This is a genomic window from Variovorax saccharolyticus, assembly GCF_030316765.1.
Lineage (GTDB): Bacteria > Pseudomonadota > Gammaproteobacteria > Burkholderiales > Burkholderiaceae_C > Variovorax > Variovorax saccharolyticus.
The window spans coordinates 332,510-348,932 of sequence record NZ_JASZYT010000005.1 but is presented as its reverse complement, the minus strand read 5'-3'; the positions used below and the strand labels follow the sequence as shown (position 1 = coordinate 348,932).

Annotated in this window: 12 protein-coding genes; 7 read left to right on the top strand and 5 right to left on the bottom strand. The window is 67.6% G+C overall.

What is annotated here, in order from left to right:
- Window positions 1–6: 6 nt before the first annotated feature.
- Window positions 7–1,251, bottom strand: coding sequence for a DUF5666 domain-containing protein (locus QTI45_RS17840; RefSeq protein ID WP_286655382.1), 1,245 nt, complete (start codon window positions 1,249–1,251; stop codon window positions 7–9).
- A gap of 98 nt (window positions 1,252–1,349) precedes the next feature.
- Entirely contained in the window at window positions 1,350–2,279 is a 930-nt protein-coding gene (locus QTI45_RS17835; protein ID WP_353621315.1) for a DUF6502 family protein, read from the bottom strand.
- 158 nt (window positions 2,280–2,437) lie between these two features.
- Here QTI45_RS17835 and QTI45_RS17830 point away from each other — a divergent pair, with 158 nt between their 5' ends.
- From QTI45_RS17830 to QTI45_RS17810, 5 genes are all read left to right on the top strand, one after another.
- Complete coding sequence (locus tag QTI45_RS17830; protein ID WP_286370514.1) at window positions 2,438–2,902, top strand: hypothetical protein; 465 nt, start codon at window positions 2,438–2,440, stop codon at window positions 2,900–2,902.
- 1,139 nt (window positions 2,903–4,041) lie between these two features.
- Window positions 4,042–4,746: a hypothetical protein gene (locus tag QTI45_RS17825; protein ID WP_286655381.1), complete on the top strand. Its 705-nt coding sequence runs from the start codon at window positions 4,042–4,044 to the stop codon at window positions 4,744–4,746.
- The gene (locus tag QTI45_RS17820) at window positions 4,743–5,951 is read left to right on the top strand and encodes a sugar transferase (protein WP_286655380.1); all 1,209 of its coding nucleotides are present in this window, start codon (window positions 4,743–4,745) and stop codon (window positions 5,949–5,951) included. Before QTI45_RS17825 ends, QTI45_RS17820 begins: the two co-directional genes overlap by 4 nt.
- A gap of 160 nt (window positions 5,952–6,111) precedes the next feature.
- On the top strand, window positions 6,112–7,617 hold the full coding sequence (locus QTI45_RS17815; RefSeq protein ID WP_286655379.1) for an ATPase domain-containing protein: 1,506 nt from the start codon (window positions 6,112–6,114) through the stop codon (window positions 7,615–7,617).
- Window positions 7,614–9,158 carry a hybrid sensor histidine kinase/response regulator gene (locus QTI45_RS17810; protein WP_286655378.1) on the top strand — a complete coding sequence of 515 codons (1,545 nt, stop codon included), beginning with the start codon at window positions 7,614–7,616 and terminating at the stop codon, window positions 9,156–9,158. The genes QTI45_RS17815 and QTI45_RS17810 overlap by 4 nt, the downstream gene beginning before the upstream one ends.
- Before the next feature lie 24 nt (window positions 9,159–9,182).
- On the opposite strand, the gene QTI45_RS17805 is transcribed toward QTI45_RS17810, so the two are convergent.
- Window positions 9,183–9,518, bottom strand: a complete 336-nt coding sequence (locus QTI45_RS17805) for a cupin domain-containing protein (RefSeq protein ID WP_286655377.1) — start codon at window positions 9,516–9,518, stop codon at window positions 9,183–9,185.
- Between QTI45_RS17805 and QTI45_RS17800 the strand changes: the two genes are divergently transcribed.
- Window positions 9,504–11,153 (top strand): EAL domain-containing protein, encoded by a 1,650-nt coding sequence (locus QTI45_RS17800; protein ID WP_286655376.1) that lies wholly within the window; start codon window positions 9,504–9,506, stop codon window positions 11,151–11,153. The genes QTI45_RS17805 and QTI45_RS17800 overlap by 15 nt on opposite strands.
- A 78-nt stretch (window positions 11,154–11,231) precedes the next feature.
- Here the strand turns inward: QTI45_RS17800 and QTI45_RS17795 are convergent, their stop codons facing one another.
- Window positions 11,232–12,761, bottom strand: coding sequence for a methyl-accepting chemotaxis protein (locus tag QTI45_RS17795; protein WP_286655375.1), 1,530 nt, complete (start codon window positions 12,759–12,761; stop codon window positions 11,232–11,234).
- Between the two features lie 100 nt (window positions 12,762–12,861).
- Window positions 12,862–15,039 carry a TonB-dependent siderophore receptor gene (locus QTI45_RS17790; RefSeq protein WP_286655374.1) on the bottom strand — a complete coding sequence of 726 codons (2,178 nt, stop codon included), beginning with the start codon at window positions 15,037–15,039 and terminating at the stop codon, window positions 12,862–12,864.
- Between the two features lie 187 nt (window positions 15,040–15,226).
- Here QTI45_RS17790 and QTI45_RS17785 point away from each other — a divergent pair, with 187 nt between their 5' ends.
- Entirely contained in the window at window positions 15,227–16,402 is a 1,176-nt protein-coding gene (locus QTI45_RS17785) for a PepSY-associated TM helix domain-containing protein (RefSeq protein WP_286370501.1), read from the top strand.
- Window positions 16,403–16,423: the final 21 nt, after the last annotated feature.

Here is a 16,423-nt window from a genome sequence, read left to right as displayed (position 1 = left end):
TCTTGCTCACTCGAACCTGACGCTGGCCGCCATCAGCACGCCGTTGAGCACCCGCGTCCCGTGGATGCTCACGCGCACGCCGTTGCCCAGCTTCGCCGCCGTGCCGTTGACGAACTGGACATCGGCACCGCTGGCATCCACGGGTTGCCCCTTGACGCGGAAATCGGCAGGCGATCTGAAGGCACCGACAGCGCCGATCAGGTCGAAGGATGCCGGGCCGCCAGTGCCCGGCACATGACGGATCTTGAGCTTGGTCGCCCGGAGCACGCCACCGGCAAGCACGCCGCCCACCTCGACCTTGACGCCGTTGCCGAGGGCGCCCGGCGGGCCGCCGTTGACTTGCGCGGCACTCGCATCGACCGGGAAGCCGAGCACGCGCAGCGAACCCGGACTGGCGAAGTCCGTGACGATGCCGGAGAACTGGGCCTGGACGCCATCGGCCGTCGGCAGCGGGTACCACCACTGCACGAGCGTCGCCACGAGACCGCCCGGAGCCGCCGCAGTCCCGCGAACGCGCACGAGGGTGCCGTTCGCGAGCGGTCGGCCATCCGGGCTTCCGCTCAGAACGGCGGCGCCGTAGTCCACCACGAGGCCGCCGAGCGAGAAGCTGCGGCGGATGGTGTCGAGGTTCTGGACCGTGCCCGTGAGAATGGCCGCAGCGGACGGATCGCGCTGCTCGACGCGCGTGGCGCGCAAGACCCCGGGTGCGGCCGGAAGCCCCCACACCTGCAGCGTGCGCCCCGCCGGAATCGCGGCCAGACCGGCTGCGTCCGCCCACACGGTGGCTTCGTCGGTGGTCACCGTCGTGCCCAGGATCACGAACCTGCCTTGTGCCGGTTCGAGCGAGGTCACCGGGCCGCGGATGTCCGCCGCCGATTCGACGCGGCGGGCGATGCCTTGGGTGTAGTCCGCGTTGACCGGGCCGATCACCTTCACGCTCATGCCCAACTGGAGGCCGGCGGGCGCATCCTCGACCTGCCCGACGGCGGTCCGCGTGTCGTAGCGCAAGCCGTTGACGATGATGCTGCCAGCGCCGTCGACCGCGCCGACGCCGGTCGCATCGGCGGTGCTGACACCGGTGCCACCAGAGCCCACGCCGGAGCCGTCATCGCCGCTCGATGCCGTGGTGGCACTGCCGTCATCGGCCGCTATGCCGCCGAGGCCGTTGCCTGCCGCCGTGCCGCCGGCATCCCCGGGGTTGGCCGCAGCAGCCGGGCCCGTACCGGCCGCGCCCAGCGCTGCGGGCCCCACGAGCGCCGCCCCCCCTCCTCCGCCGCCTCCACCGCCGCCTCCGCAGGAAAGCAGGAGAGCCGTCAGAAGCAACAGAAAGCCGCTGCGAAGCCGGATGGTCATGAGCTTTTTCTCCCTGGGGACTCGGAGGGTGCGGCGGGCAAGGCAGTGTTCTCGCCCAGGCCATCCTCGTAGTAGGTGTAGATCCCGACCCGCATGCGAGCCGTCTTCTGCTCGCCCGCGGCCTCGAAGGCGAGTCTCATCTCGCGTGTCATTTCATGGTGGAGGCCGTTCCAGCGTTCGCGGGCAAGCTGATGAATGCGCTCGCATTCCGCGAGAGAAATGCCGGACGCAAACACCGACCGCTCCAGCAGTGCCGGCCTGTTGCCGAGAATGTTCGAGACGCCCGCCAGCAGATGGTCGCGCCCGTTGTCGCCGAGGAAGGAAAGCATTCCCTTCAGGTCGTCCGCCGGCACGAAGCCCTCCACGGCGAGTTCCGCCTTGCCATCGCGCTCGATCACCATCCTGAGACGCACCAGTTCATCCAGGATGGCGCGGTGGTGCACGTTGCCGCGACTCGCGCGCCGGGCGACGGCCTCGAAGGAAGGCACCGACTCGTCGTCGGACACGATCGGCAGCAAGCGCTGGGCCGGGTCGTCGGCGAACATCTGCAACCATAACGTCAGGGTTCTGGCCTCGGCCGACATCTCGCTTTGCGGCAGGGACACGGCAGTGTCACGCACACGGCTGGTCACGGCCTTGCGGTTCAGACCGGTGGTCACCGACAACTGGCTGATGTTGGGTTCGGTGCCCTTCTCTAGCCACGCGCGCCGGGCCTCGTCGAGCAGCAGATCGCGCAGCAGTTCTTCCAGGTGCGCGTGCTTGACGCCGAAGGCCAGCGCGAGCCTGACCAGGGGACGCAGGGCGCGGGCAAAGGCGCCGAGCACCCACGCGATCTGGCCGGCCCGCGTGTGGCCCATGGGCTGCGCAGGCCCGCGCCTTTTTCGACCATGCCTGCTGCTTTTCGAACCCGTGTGTTTCGTGGCCATCTTTGATTCTGACCCGGGGCGACACCAGATTTAACGACTCGTTACGAAGTGGACAAGCTTTCCAGCTTCTGTCTTACATATCCCCAGCGCCTGCGAGACGAGATTAACATTCATGTGAACTTTTCACATACATCTTTTCATGTGTCCTGGAGAGTGATATGGCCAGCGTCTTGTGGTTTTCCGTCCATTCATGGAGTCACTCACCCCGCGGCATGTTGCGCCGCGTCCGGCCGCACAGACCGGCTCTCGCGCACAGCAAACCCGCTGACAGGACGGCGGCAAGCGCTTCGGCGATTCCGGCTGGCGAAGGCCTGGACACTGCGTCTCCCGAAGCGTTCGGCAACCTGGTCGATTTCGCGAGGCTCCAGATGGGCAGCCCATCGGCCGAGATCTGCGACGCCTGCAACACCATCAACATCGGCTCGGCGCGCCATTGCAAATGCTGCGCTCGCAAGCTGCCTGCGTTCTATGCCGCGGTCGATCGCCCGAAGGAATCGCGCGCGAGCGTGCTTCTCTGGCAATCGCTGGGCCTGTCGGAGCGGGCCTCGGTGATGGACTTCGCGGCTTTCTCCGTGGTGATCAACGTGCTGATCGTGATCACCGCGTCCATCCCCATTCGCTGAGCCTCCCGGCCTCGCGGTCATCGACATGACGAAATTCTGCGAGTCCTGCCACACAGCCAACCGGGATCGCGCCAGATACTGTCGCGGTTGCGCTGGCAAGTTCACGGGCATCCGCACCGCAGCGCATGCCTTCGCGGGGCCCTTCTCCGAGGCATGGGCGCAGAGTGGCCCGACGACCATCCGGCCCTCGGCGCTCCCTGTCCCCCTGCCGGCGCGTGCGGCGACAACCACGGCGGGCAGCTTGCTCGTCGCACCGCAGGCGGTGGCCAAGCGCATCGAGAAGCGCGAGACGCCCGGCAGCCGGGTCGCGCTGCCCGGCGGCCTCGACGCGCCGGTCGTGCTTCTGCTGGTCAGCGTCGTCCTGCTGATCGGCGCCTTCGTCTTCTGGTACTGGAACCGCACGCTCGACCGGAGCCCGCCGCCTTCGTACGTCGCCGCAGCGATCGTGTCGAAGCCGGTGGAGCCGCGGCCTGTTCCGATTCCGGGGCCGGCCGTGGATCCCGCGCCGGCGCCTCCGGTCGAGTCCGCACCGGCGGCCGCAGCACCGGCCGAGCCCGAAGTCTCGGCCGTGCCACAGGTCGCGCCAGCCCAGACCCTCACCGCGTCGCCGGAAGCTCCGCGCGCGCCGGAACCCTCGGCGCAGCCGCAAGCGCGTGAGAACGGACCGAATGCCGAAGCCCGAAAAACCGCCACGGCGGCGCCGCCGCAAAGGGTGCGCCCCAGCACGCCACCGAGTGACCGCGTCAGCGCACGCAAGAGAAGCGCCGAGCCCGCGATCCTGGCCGCCCGACGAAGTCCGGCGCTGAGCCTCGCCCCCGAGAGCCGAATGATCGTGCCGCAGGCGCCGGCTCGCCCTGACAGTACGCCGCTGACGCCACGCTCCACACCACGAGTGCCAACCTCACCGACCCGGACCGCGGCCAGCACACCGGGCTGCGATCGGTACAACCCCTTCGGCGAAGCGCCCTGCGTGAGCGTGCCGACGACGGGGGGCCAGACGCCGAGCGCGTTCACCGCGGCAGCCGCGGTGATCTCCTCCGCACTCGCCTCCAAGGGCACGGGCACGTTCGGCAGCGTCGCGGTCGCGAACAGCCCGGCCGATCCGGGCGGCAGCGGCGTGGGCTCCGGCGCGAGCGGCGGTGCTGGTGCTGGTGCTGGTGCTGGTGCTGGTGCTGGTGCTGGTGCTGGTGCTGGTGCCGGTGCTGGTGCCGGTGCCGGTGCCGGTGCCGGTGCTGGGGCTGGGGCTGGTGCCGGTGCTGGGGCTGGGGCTGGTGCCGGTGCTGGGGCTGGGGCTGGTGCCGGAGCTGGGGCTGGTGCCGGTGCGGGGGCTGGAGCAGGCGGCGGCCCCGGCGGTGGAAGTGGCGGCGCAGGAGCCGGCGCAGGTGGTGGACCCGGCGGTGGGGCTGGGGGTGGTGCCGGCGGCGGTGGCGGCGCTGGCGCGGGCGGTGCTGGAGGCGGGGGCCCGGGTGGTGGTTCTGGAGGCGGCGGCGGCGGCGGCGCCGGCGGTGGTGGCGGTGGTGGCGGGGCCGGTGCCGGTGGACCAGGCGGTGGCCCAGGTGGCGGTGGCGGCCCGGGCGGCGGTGGCGGCCCCGGTGGCGGTGGCGGTGGCGGTGGCGGTGCCGGTGGCGGCCCGGGCGGCGGTGGCGGCCCCGGCGGCGGCGGCCCCGGCGGCGGCCCCGGTGGCGGTGGCGGTGGCGGCCCAGGCGGCGGTGGCCCGGGCCGTTGAGGTGAAAAAAAGGTCCTGGCGTTGCGACGACACCGGGGGACGGAAAGCGAGAGCGGAGAGAGCGCGCCTCGCACGACAAGGCGTCTTCGACGCCAGATCATCACGGAGACTTCCATGACTGCACTGCTCGAGAAGATGAGAGCGCCAGGCGGCCAGGCGCAAGCCATCGACCATCCGGCGATGGGCCGGCTGCGTCGTACCGCGGGCGTCTTTCAGGGACGGGTCGAATCGGAGAACGGAGTCATTGGCGTGTCGGTCAACCCGGAGGGCCAAGCCGCCGAGACCGCGCTGGCCCTCGCCGAAAAGGTCATCGACAACATCGATGCTCTGAGTGAGAAAGCCCGGGAACTCGTCGCAGCCAACGCGCTGGAGGCCTACAACGCCGACTGGCGTTTCGGTGAACGTCCTGTCGAGGCGGGAATCATGGTGATGTTCGAAGCGCCCATGAAGTCGAAGGCCGAGTTCTGCGACTGTCTCAGGCTGCTCATGGTCCGGATCACCGGGCGCGGGCTCATCACCTTGACCTTCGCGTTCGGGGAGATGTTCTCGACACACATCGTCAACATCACCTCGATGGATGGACTCGGATTCAACGACGTTCGCGTCGACCTGCAGGACCCGGACCCCGAGATGCTGCGTGACGTGCCCAGCTGGTGGTATCCCATGAGCCTGCACCCGGATGCCGTCCCGCAACCCTGTCGCCTCACACGGTTCCAGCGAGCGCTCAAGCGCTCGGTGGACATCGTGGGCGCGTTGGCCTTCTTCGTGTTCCTCGGTCCGCTCTACCTGCTCGTGGCCGCCGCGGTCTTCATCGGCATGGGTGGCCCGGTGCACTATGGGCAGACCCGACTGGGCCAGGGTGGTCAACCGTTTCGCTGCTACAAGTTCCGCTCCATGTTGAAGGAGTCGGACGAAACCCTCTTGCGTCATCTGGCGCAAGACGCCGCTGCGCGAGCTCGATGGGACCGATTCCAGAAGCTGGAAGACGATCCACGCATCACGCGCGTGGGGCGAGCGATCCGAAGGCTGAGCCTTGACGAACTGCCGCAGTTCTTCAATGTGCTGAGGGGCGACATGAGCCTGGTCGGCCCACGTCCCTGCATGGTTCGACAGCGCAGCCTGTACGGAAACAGTTGGAGTCACTACTGCCACATGCGACCTGGCATCACCGGCCTGTGGCAGGTCAGCGGCCGCAATCACCTCCCCTATGCCGATCGCGTTGCCCTGGACGCCCGGTATGCAGCGCGATGGTCGCTGCGCCTGGACGCGCAGATTCTCGCGCGCACCTTCTGGGTGGTGCTGAGCGGCGACGGGTCATCCTGATCCAGCCATCGAGCTCGGAGACGGCGAAAACCTACAGCCGCAAGGGCAGCCAGCCGACCCTCGACCAAGGGCCGGATTTCTAGCATTGGCGATCCATTGTCGTCCTCGCGTTCGCCCCGCGAAAGCGATACAGGCAGCCATGCGCGTTGCAGGAGAAGGAATGACCATCAACGTTTCCCCCGAGGTCGGCAACGTGGAACAGCTCGCCCTGCTGCGCATGGGCGTTCCCGGCCTCGACAACATTCTGGGCGGAGGCCTGACGCCGCATCGCCTCTACCTGCTGGAGGGCGCGCCCGGCGCCGGCAAGACCACGGTCGCGATCCAGTTCCTGCTTGAAGGCGCCGCGCTCGGAGAGTCGGTGCTGTACGTCACGCTGTCGGAAACCAAGGCCGAACTCGAGGGTGTGGCGAATTCGCACGGCTGGGACATGCGCGGCGTGGAAGTGCGCGAGATGCTCCCGGCGCAGGATGCGCTGGAACCGGACGAGCAACATACGATGTTCCACCCCTCGGAGGTCGAACTGAGCGAGACGACCTTGCGCATCCTCGCCGATGTCGACGTCATCAAGCCGACCCGGGTGGTGTTCGACTCGCTCTCCGAATTGCGCCTCCTGGCGGGCAGCTCCTTGCGCTACCGCCGCCAGATCCTCGCCCTCAAGCAGTTCTTCACGGGCCGCATGTGCACCGTGCTGCTGCTGGACGACCTGACCGCTTCCGACCAGGACCTCCAGGTCCAGAGCATTGCGCACGCAGTCATCCGGCTGGAGCAGCTGAACCCCGACTACGGAGCGTCGCGGCGCCGGCTGGTGGTCAGCAAATACCGCGGCAAGGAATTCCGGGGCGGGTTCCATGACTACAAGATCGAACGCGGGGGATTGCGCGTGTTCCCCCGGCTGATCGCGGCGGAGCACGTGTCGCCGTTGACGCAGACCCGCATTCCGAGCGACCTGCCGGCCTTGGACCAACTGCTGGGCGGCGGACTGGAAAAAGGCACCAGCACGCTCTTCGTGGGCGCGCCGGGCACCGGCAAGTCGAGCGTGGCGGTGCAGTTCGCCATTGCGGCCGCGCGGCGCGGCGAATGCGCCGCGCTGTTCATCTTCGACGAGAGCATCAACACCTTGCGCACGCGCTGCGAGGGCATGGGGATGGACCTTGCCACGCACATCGATTCCGGGCGCATCCGGGTGCGCCAGATCGACCCCGCAGAGCTGTCACCGGGCGAGTTCGTGCACGAGATCCGCGACGCGGTCGAGAAGCACCATGCGACCGTGGTCGTCATCGACAGCCTCAACGGGTATCTCAACGCCATGCCGGACGAGCGCTTCCTGATCGCCCAGCTGCATGAGCTGCTGACCTATCTGGGCCAGTACGGCGTGGCGACCATGCTGATCGGCGCGCAGCACGGCCTGATCGGCATGCAGATGCAGACGCCGGTCGACGCGAGCTATCTCGCGGATGCGGTGGTGCTGCTGCGCTACTACGAAATCGACGGCGAAGTCAGGCAGGCCATCTCCGTGCTCAAGAAGCGTGGCGGCGCCCACGAGCGGACCATCCGCGCCTTCACGCTGACCTCCGATGGCGTGAGGGTCGGCGAGCCGCTGCGCAACTTCCGCGGCATCCTCACCGGGATTCCGGTGCCGATCGACGGCGTCCGTTCAACACCGTGAGCGAGGCACCTTCCAGGCTGGACTTCCGCATCCTGCTGCGGACGGCGACTTCGAGGGACGCCCTGATCGCGAGCGCCGTGCTCGAACGCGCGCAGTTCGATCCGCAAGTCTGCACCGACATGGCCGGGCTGGTCAGGGAACTCTCGGCCGGTGCCGGCGCCGTGATGCTGGCCGAGGAAGTGATCGCCGGTCCGGTGATGACGGAACTGAAGGTCGCGCTGGCCTCGCAGGGACCCTGGTCCGACCTGCCGGTGATCGTCCTGGCGCGACAGGGGGCGGACTCGCGGGCCATCGCGCACGTGATGGACGAATTTGCCAATGTGACGGTCATCGAGCGGCCGATGCGCGTGGCGGCCCTCGTGAGTGCGGTCCGCACGGCCTTGCGCTCGCGCCGCCGGCAATATGAACTGCGGGACCTCCTGGACGGATTGCGCGATGCCGACCAGCGCAAGACCGAGTTTCTGGCCACCCTGGCGCACGAGCTGCGCAATCCGCTGGCGCCGTTGAGCACCGCCTTGTCGCTGCTCGCGCGCAAGCGGCCGTCGCCGGAGGAGTCCGAGAAGTACTACGAGCTCATGCGCCGCCAGGTCGATCACATGGTGCGACTGGTGAACGACCTGATGGAAGTCTCTCGCATCACGCGCGGCAAGATCGAACTGCAGATGCGGCCGGTGCTGCTCGACGCGGTGATCGACGACGCGATCGAGCTGAGCCGGCCGCTGGTCGAGCGGGCGGGCCACACGCTGTCCGTCGAGATGGGCGCCGAGCCGCTCGTGGTTCGTGGCGACGCGGTGCGCCTGACCCAGGTCTTTTCGAACCTGCTCAACAACGCGGCAAAGTACACGCCCACGGGCGGCCGCATCCGGGTCAGCGCAGGACAGCAGGACCGCCAGGCCGTGATCCAGGTGAGCGACACCGGCACCGGCCTGTCGCCGGACATGCTGAAGTCCATCTTCGACATGTTCGTGCAGGTGAGCGGGACCTCGAAGGCGGCGCAGGGCGGCCTCGGCATCGGCCTGACCCTGGTCAAGAGCCTTGTCGAACTGCACGGCGGCAGCGTCGAGGCCGCAAGCCAGGGCCTGGCCCTGGGCGCCGAGTTCACCGTGCGCCTTCCCCTGGCCAAGAGTGCGCCGCTGGCACCGCCGCCGGGGATCGCATCGCAGGATGCCTGGGGCCCGACCCTGGACGAAGTCATCCTCGTCGTCGACGACAACCGCGATGCGGCCGACAGCCTGGCGGATCTGCTGCGAACGCTGGGGGCGACGACCTTCGTGGCCTACGGCGGGGAGGAGGCGCTCCGGGTGGCCCAATCCGAGCGCTTCGACATCGCCGTGCTCGACATCGGCATGCCCGGCATGGACGGCTGCGACCTGGCGCGGCATCTGCGGGCCGAGCCCGGCGGCGACCAGGTGATGCTGATCGCGCTCACGGGCTGGGGTCAGCAAGGCTACAAGGAACGCATCGCAGCGGCGGGTTTCGACCACCACCTGCTGAAGCCGCTGAATCTCGCGGAGTTCATGACGGCGCTTCGCGCTGCCTAGAGCGGGCAGCGGCCTCGCCCGGGTTCAATCGGTGCGGCTCGCCGGCAGCACGAGCGTCATCAGCAGCCTGCTGTCTTCCAGCGCCTGCAGGCCGTGCGGCAAGCCGCCGGCGAGAACCATGACCTGACCCGCCTCGAGCAGCTGGATGCTGGTGTCGAGGCGCACCTCGACCCGACCGCGCAGGCACTGCAAGGTCATCGACGTCGAGACGGCATGCGCCGGCATCTGCTTGCCGGCCGGAAGCACCAGCCACATGAGCTCGATGTCGTCGGCCTTCAGGAGTGCGCAGCTTTCCGTGGCCTGCACATCCAGCGCGGCGAGATTCACGACCTGACCGGATGCGGTGTGGACGAGTGCCATGCGGGCCAGTATGGCAAGGCCGGGCGGCGCTGTCCAGAAGCCCGTTCTGGCAGATACAGTCGGGTGTCGCACAAGGCGCAGTCCATGCCGCATCAAGCCCGCAAACGCACCCAGGTCATCGTCGTCGCCGTGGCGCTCGCGGTGGGCGCGGTGGCGGTGCCGGTGGCTGCGATGTTCTACCTGGCCTGGGCGCGTGCGGTCCGGGATGAGCAGGAGCAGCTCGCCGAAGTCGCCGGACGCGTCATCCTGCGAACCCGGCGCACGATGGACGAGACCGCGCAGGCGCTGTGGGCGCTCGAGCCGCTTCGGACCGCGCCCTGCTCTCCGGAGCACATCGCGCAGATGCAGGCGGCAACCCTGAACACGATCTCGGTCCAGGAGATGGGCTTCTTCGAAGACGACCTGTTGAAGTGCACATCGTGGGGAATCACGACGCAGACGGTGCATCAGGGGCCGATCGACGCCGTCACGAAAGACGGCGTGAAGCTGAGCAGGGATGTGCTGTCGGTGGTGCGGGAGAGCCGCCCGCTGCTGGCGATGCGGTACGGAAACCACAACGTGCTGATCGATCCGGCGCGGCTGGTCGATGTGGTCATCGATCCGGCGATGCAACTCGCGGTGGCGACGCATGCCGGCGCGCTGCTGGCAACGCGCAACGCGCCCGATCCGGCCCAGGTGCGCCATCTCGTCGGTCACCCGGGCAAGGACCTGGACGACAGCCACGTCATGGTGAGCACGGAAGACGGCGACGTGGTCGCGGTCGTGCTGGGGCCGCGGTCCCGCATCGCCGACGATCTCGCGCGACAGCAGCGGGTGCTGCTGCCGATCGGCGTGGCGATGGGCGGGTTCATGGCCGCCGGGGTGGTCTGGTTGTCCAGGCGTCGCCTGTCGCTGTCCGGCGAGCTGGCGATCGCCATCCGGAACCGCGAATTCTGCGTCCACTACCAGCCGCTGATCGAACTGCGCACCGGCCGCTGCGTGGGCGCCGAGGCGCTGGTGCGGTGGCAACTGGCGGACGGCAGCTATGTCAAGCCCGACTTGTTCATCCCGGTGGCAGAGGAGACCGGGCAGATCGTCCAGATCACCGAGCAGGTGATCGCCGCGGTCGGGCGAGATCTCGGAGCGGCATTGGCCGCCGATCGGACTCTGCATGTGGCCATCAACCTTAGCGCCAGGGACCTGGAGGGCGAGTGCCTCCTCGGCTTGCTCGACGACCTGACGCGGCGCGGCATCGAGCCGCGACAGGTCTGGCTCGAGGTCACCGAGCGCGGCTTCGTCGACGACGGTGCACCCCGTGCGTGGCTCGACAAGGCCCGCGCCGCGGGCTATGTGGTGGCCATCGACGACTTCGGCACCGGGTACTCGAGCCTGTCCTATCTGCAGAAGTTGCCGATCGATGCGTTGAAGATCGACAAGTCCTTCGTCGACACCGTCGGTCTCGAGACCGTGACTGCGTGCGTCGCACCGCACATCATCGAACTGGCGAAGGAGCTTCGGTTCATGATCGTCGCCGAGGGCGTGGAGACCCAGGCGCAGGCGGACTATCTGCTTGCCCACGGTGTCGACTACGCGCAGGGATGGCTCTATGCCAAGGCCATGCCGGTCGAGGAGTTCCTGGTCTTTGCGAACACATGAGGCCTCCCCGTGCGGCATCGCGAGGAGGTGTGGGCATGGTGAGCAGGGCCGATGGGTCGATGAGTTGCGAAACGCATCCTAGCGCCCTCGGACCTTGAACACGCTGACCGCCTGCACCAGGCCGCCCGCTTGCTCCTGCAGCGATTGCGCAGCCGCCGAGGCTTCCTCCACCAGCGCCGCGTTCTGCTGCGTCACCTGGTCCATCTGCGTGATCGCCTGGTTGATCTGCTCGATCCCCGAGGTCTGCTCCTGGCTGGCTGCCGTGATCTCGCCCATGATGTCGGTCACCCGCTTCACGCTGTCGACGATCTCTTCCATCGTGTGACCGGCCTCGGCCACCTGCTTGCTGCCTTCCTCGACCTTGCTCACCGAGTCGTCGATCAGCCCCTTGATCTCCTTGGCCGCCGCCGCCGAGCGCTGCGCCAGGCTGCGCACCTCGGAGGCCACCACCGCGAAGCCGCGGCCCTGCTCGCCGGCACGCGCGGCTTCCACTGCGGCATTGAGCGCCAGGATGTTGGTCTGGAAGGCGATGCCGTCGATCACGCCGATGATGTCGACGATCTTGCGCGACGATGCATTGATGGCGCCCATGGTGCCGACCACCTGGCTCACCACGCTGCCGCCCCTGACTGCGACTTCGGAGGCCGAGACGGCCAGCTGGTTGGCTTGGCGCGCGTTGTCCGCGTTCTGCTTGACCGTGCTGGTGAGTTCTTCCATCGAGGCCGCGGTCTCTTCGAGCGAGCTGGCCTGCTCCTCGGTGCGCGAGGACAGGTCCTGGTTGCCCGAGGCGATCTGCCCGGACGCGGTCGCGATCGTCTCGGTCGAGCCGCGGATCTCCTGCACGGTGCCGGCCAGGCTCTGCTGCATCCGATGCATGGCGTGCAGCAGGCTGCTGCTGTCGCCCGCACGCAACCGTACCGAGACATCCAGGTCTCCTGAGCCGATCTTCTGCACCACTTCGGTGGCATAGGCGGGCTCGCCGCCGAGTTGTCGATACAGGCTGCGAACCATGCTCCAGGCAAGTCCGCCCAGCACCAGCATGAGTGCGCCGCCGATGGACAGCAGGATTGCCGTGCTGCGCCAGAAGGCGGTGTCGATGTCGTCGATGTAGTCGCCGAAGCCGACGATCCAGTCCCAGGGCTCGAACTTGATGATCGCGTAGAGCTTCTGCACCTCAGCCTTGGCGCCGGGACGGGTGCCGTAGGCCGTCAGGGTGGCGACGCTGTGTCCGGCCAGCGCCGCGCGGTAGCGCTCGCCGGCTTCCTTGCCGCCCTTGGCGTCGACGATGCCCACGCGCTTGGGGTTCGGGTGCACCAGGTTCACGTCGTCCGTGTAGCCACGCACGAAGAAATAGAGCTCGTCCTTGCGCAGGCTGCCTATCAGCTTCTTCGCTTCCTTCTGGGCTGCCTCGCGCGTCAGCTCGCCGGCCTTTTCCTGCGCATGCAGCTTCTCGAGCGAGGCGTTCGCGAGCACCACCAGCGTGGAGAGCTGCGCGGTGCGCTCCTTCATCATCGTCTGCCGAAGCGTGTTGAGCGACACCGATGCCAGGACGACCAGGCCGAGCAGCGCGGCAGCGCACAGGAGAAGGATTCGAGTTCTGAGTTTCATCGGGTGGCGGTGGGGCGACAGCAAGAGGTTTCTCTCGCTTATCGGCACCGCGGCCGAAATGTTGAGCCCCCTCTGTTCCCGTCCGACGAACGCCAGGCCTTCAGAACCGGTAGCGCATCGTCAGGGTCGCGTTGCGCGGTGGCAGGTACGTGATCTGGCTGTAGGCGTCGAACATGCCGTAGTACTTCTTGTCCAGCAGGTTGTTGACGTTGAGCTGGAGCGACAGCCTCGGGTTGAAGTCGTAGCGCGCCATGAGGGACACCAGCGCGTAGGCGCCCTGGTCGATGCGCTCGACGAAGCCCAGCGGATTGATCGCGTCCGTGTAGGTGCTGCCCTGCCAGTTGACGCCGCCGCCCAAGGTCAGGCCGCTGAGCGCGCCCTGCAGGCGATACGTGGTGAACAGCCGCAGCAGCTTGCGCGGATAGATGCTGTTGACATCGCGGCCGGCCTCGTCCTTCAGGCGGAACTGCGTGTAGCCGGCACTGATGTTCCAGCCCCGCGCCATTTCGCCGGTCGCTTCCAGTTCGAAACCTTCGCTGGTCGCGCCGTCCGATGCACGGTAGGCGGTCTCCGGCAAGCCGCCGAGGCCCGGGATCGTCTCGGTGGTCGCCACTGCCAGGTTCTTCTGCTTGATCTGGAAGATGGCGGCCGACGCGTTGAGCTGGCCGTCGAGGAACGCGCCCTTGATCCCGGTCTCCAGGCTCTCGCCCTTGATCGGCTCGATGTAGTTGCGATTGATGTCGCGTGCGATCTGAGGCTGGAAGATGTCGGTGTAGCTCGCGTACAGGGACATCTGCTTCGTGAGGTCGTACACCACGCCCAGGTACGGCGTGACTTCGCCGTTGTACTTCTGGTCGAAGGGGTTGCTGAAGCGCTCGTCGCCGGAGCGTTGGTAGTCGGTCACGCGCGCACCGACGATCAGCTTGAGCGGATCGCTGATGCTGAAGCGAGCTGCGCCGTAGACGGCGTCCTGCTTGGTCTCGCTCGATCCGTAGTGGGCCAGCGGCCCCCAGACCGGCTCGGGGTAGGTGCCGTTCCAGAGGTTGAAGTTCGGCACGATGCCGAACGATGTCGGCAGCGCGGCGCGGTCCTGCGCGTTGAACTTCTGCGTCGAGCTCGTGTAGCCGAAAGCCAGTTCGTGTTCGCGTCCGAACAGTTGCACGGGACCGCTGGTCTGCACGGCGAAGTCGTCCTGCTTCGTCGTCACGTCGTAGGAGGCGGCGAAGGCGAACATGCCCTGGCCGGTCAGGAAGCTCGGCGCGCCCGAGAGATACAGCAGGTGGGAGTCGGCCTTGCGCTCGCCGTGGTTGTAGCTCGCGCTGAGCTTCCAGTTGTTGTCGAAGCGGTGCGCGACCGAGGCGAAGTAGGTGTCTAGACTCGTGTCCCAGCGCGTCCAGTCGGCGGCGGTGGATTTGGAACGGTCCCAGTTCGTCCGGAAGCCCTCGCTGTACCAGACCGGCAGGCCGCCCCACATGGGGCCCTTCGAGTCCACCTGCTGGCGACCCAGGCCCGCGGTCAGCAGCGTGCTGGGACCGAGGTCCGCCTCGAAGGTGGCGAACAGGGTCCCGTTGCTCTTGCTCAGCCCACGGATGTAGCTGTTGCCGTCGGAGTACTCGCCGACGACGCGCGCGCGCAATGTCTTCGCCTCGTTGACCGGTGTCGAGAGATCGACCATGGCGCGGCCGGTGCTCCAGCTGCCGCCATCCAGTTCCACACTGCCAGTGAACACCGTGCTCGTGGCTCGCTTGCGCACCAGGTTCACCGCCGCAGACGGGTCGCCCGCACCGGTCGTCAGGCCGGTCGCGCCCCGCACGACCTCGATCCGGTCGTACATGGCCGTGCTCGTGAAGATCTCACCCGAGCTCCAGGGCTGCTGCCAGGTGGTCGGAACGCCATCGATCATCAGCGTGTTGATGTCGAAGCCGCGTGCGGTGAACTGGGCCCGGCTGGTTTCGTACTGGTTGACCGAGATCCCGGTCGTGTTGGCCAGCACCTCGGTGATGTTCTGGAGGTTCTGGTCTTCGATTCGCTGCTGCGTGATCACGGTCACGGACTGGGGTGTCTCGCGCAGGGTCAGGCCAAGCGGCGTGGCTGTCCGCGAGGGGCCGGAGGTCGTGTAGGAGCCCGAACCCTCGGTGGTTTCGGTCGACCCGGTGACCCGCACCTCGGACAGGGTGTTGCCGGCGTCCTGCGCGCCCGCCAGTGCCGGAATGGCCATGCTGATGGCCAGGGCCAGCAGCCTCAGCGGACCCGGTGCACCGGCACGGAACGACTTCATTTCCCTCTTCATTCTTCTTTCCTCTTGATGGCCCGCTCGAAATCCCCCGGGGGCCTCGCTGGGCGCTGCGGGCCCCGAAATTGACCGGATCGGCCCCATTAACGATAATGCGAATCATAATCATTTGTTTTGAATGAGCGTGGCATTGTTGCTGTCTGGCAACGCCCGATCAGCACAGGAGCACAGCGTGAGCAGTCGCGGGATCAAAGCCTGGGCCTGGGTCCACAAGTGGAGCAGCCTCATCAGCACCGTCTTCATGCTGTTGCTCTGCATCACGGGCCTTCCGCTGATCTTTCATCACGAGATCGGCCACCTGCTCGGCACGGAGGTGGAGGCGCCGAAGATGCCTGCAGGCACGCCGCGCGCCAGCCTGGACCGGGTGCTCGAGGTGGCGCGCGCCAGACACCCCGACCGCGTCGTGCAGTTCGTCTCGCAGGCCGAGGACGACGACGCGAAGTGGTTCGTGACGCTCACGCCCACGCCGGCGCCGACCGAGGACTTCAAATCGGTGGTGGTCGACGCGCGCACCGCCGAGGTACTGGGTCAGCCCAAGTTCGACGAGGGCTTCATGTGGGTCATGTTCAAACTGCACGTCGACCTGTTCGCGGGCCTGCCGGGCAAGCTGTTCCTCGGCTTCATGGGCTTGCTGCTGCTGGTCGCGATCGTCTCGGGCGTGGTGCTCTATGCGCCTTTCATGCGCAAGCTCGATTTCGGAACCGTGCGCCGCGCCAAGCGGCCACGCCTTCGATGGCTGGACCTGCACAACCTGCTGGGCATCGTGACCCTGGTCTGGGCCTTCACGGTCGGTGCGACCGGCATGATCAACACCTGGGCCGATCTGCTGATCAAGTACTGGCAGTACGACAAGCTCACGGTGCTGATGGCGCCCTACAAGGACCAGCCGGTGGTCCCCGCGGCCGAACGCGGCTCGGTGCAGCGGTCGCTCGAGGTCGCACTGGCGCACGCGCCGAGCATGAAGCCGTCTTTCATCGCCTTCCCGGGCACCGCCTTCTCGAGCCCGCACCACAACGCCGTGTTCCTGCGCGGCAACGAACCGCTGACTTCACGCCTGCTGCAACCCGTGCTGGTGGACGCGAAGACCAACGAGCTCACGGCAGCGCCCGAACTGCCCTGGTACCTCACGGGCCTGCTGCTGTCGCAGCCACTGCACTTCGGCGACTACGGCGGCATGCCGATGCAGATCCTCTGGGCGCTGCTCGACATCGCGACCATCATCGTGCTGGGCAGCGGGCTCTACCTCTGGCTCCGGAAAGGCAAGCAGACGGCCCCTGCTGCCCAGGCTGCAGGCACCAGCGAAGCCGCGGACGCGCGGGAGGGCGAGGCGCTCGGGCAGGCGTCTTGACCGGGAGCTGCCGGGCCGCGG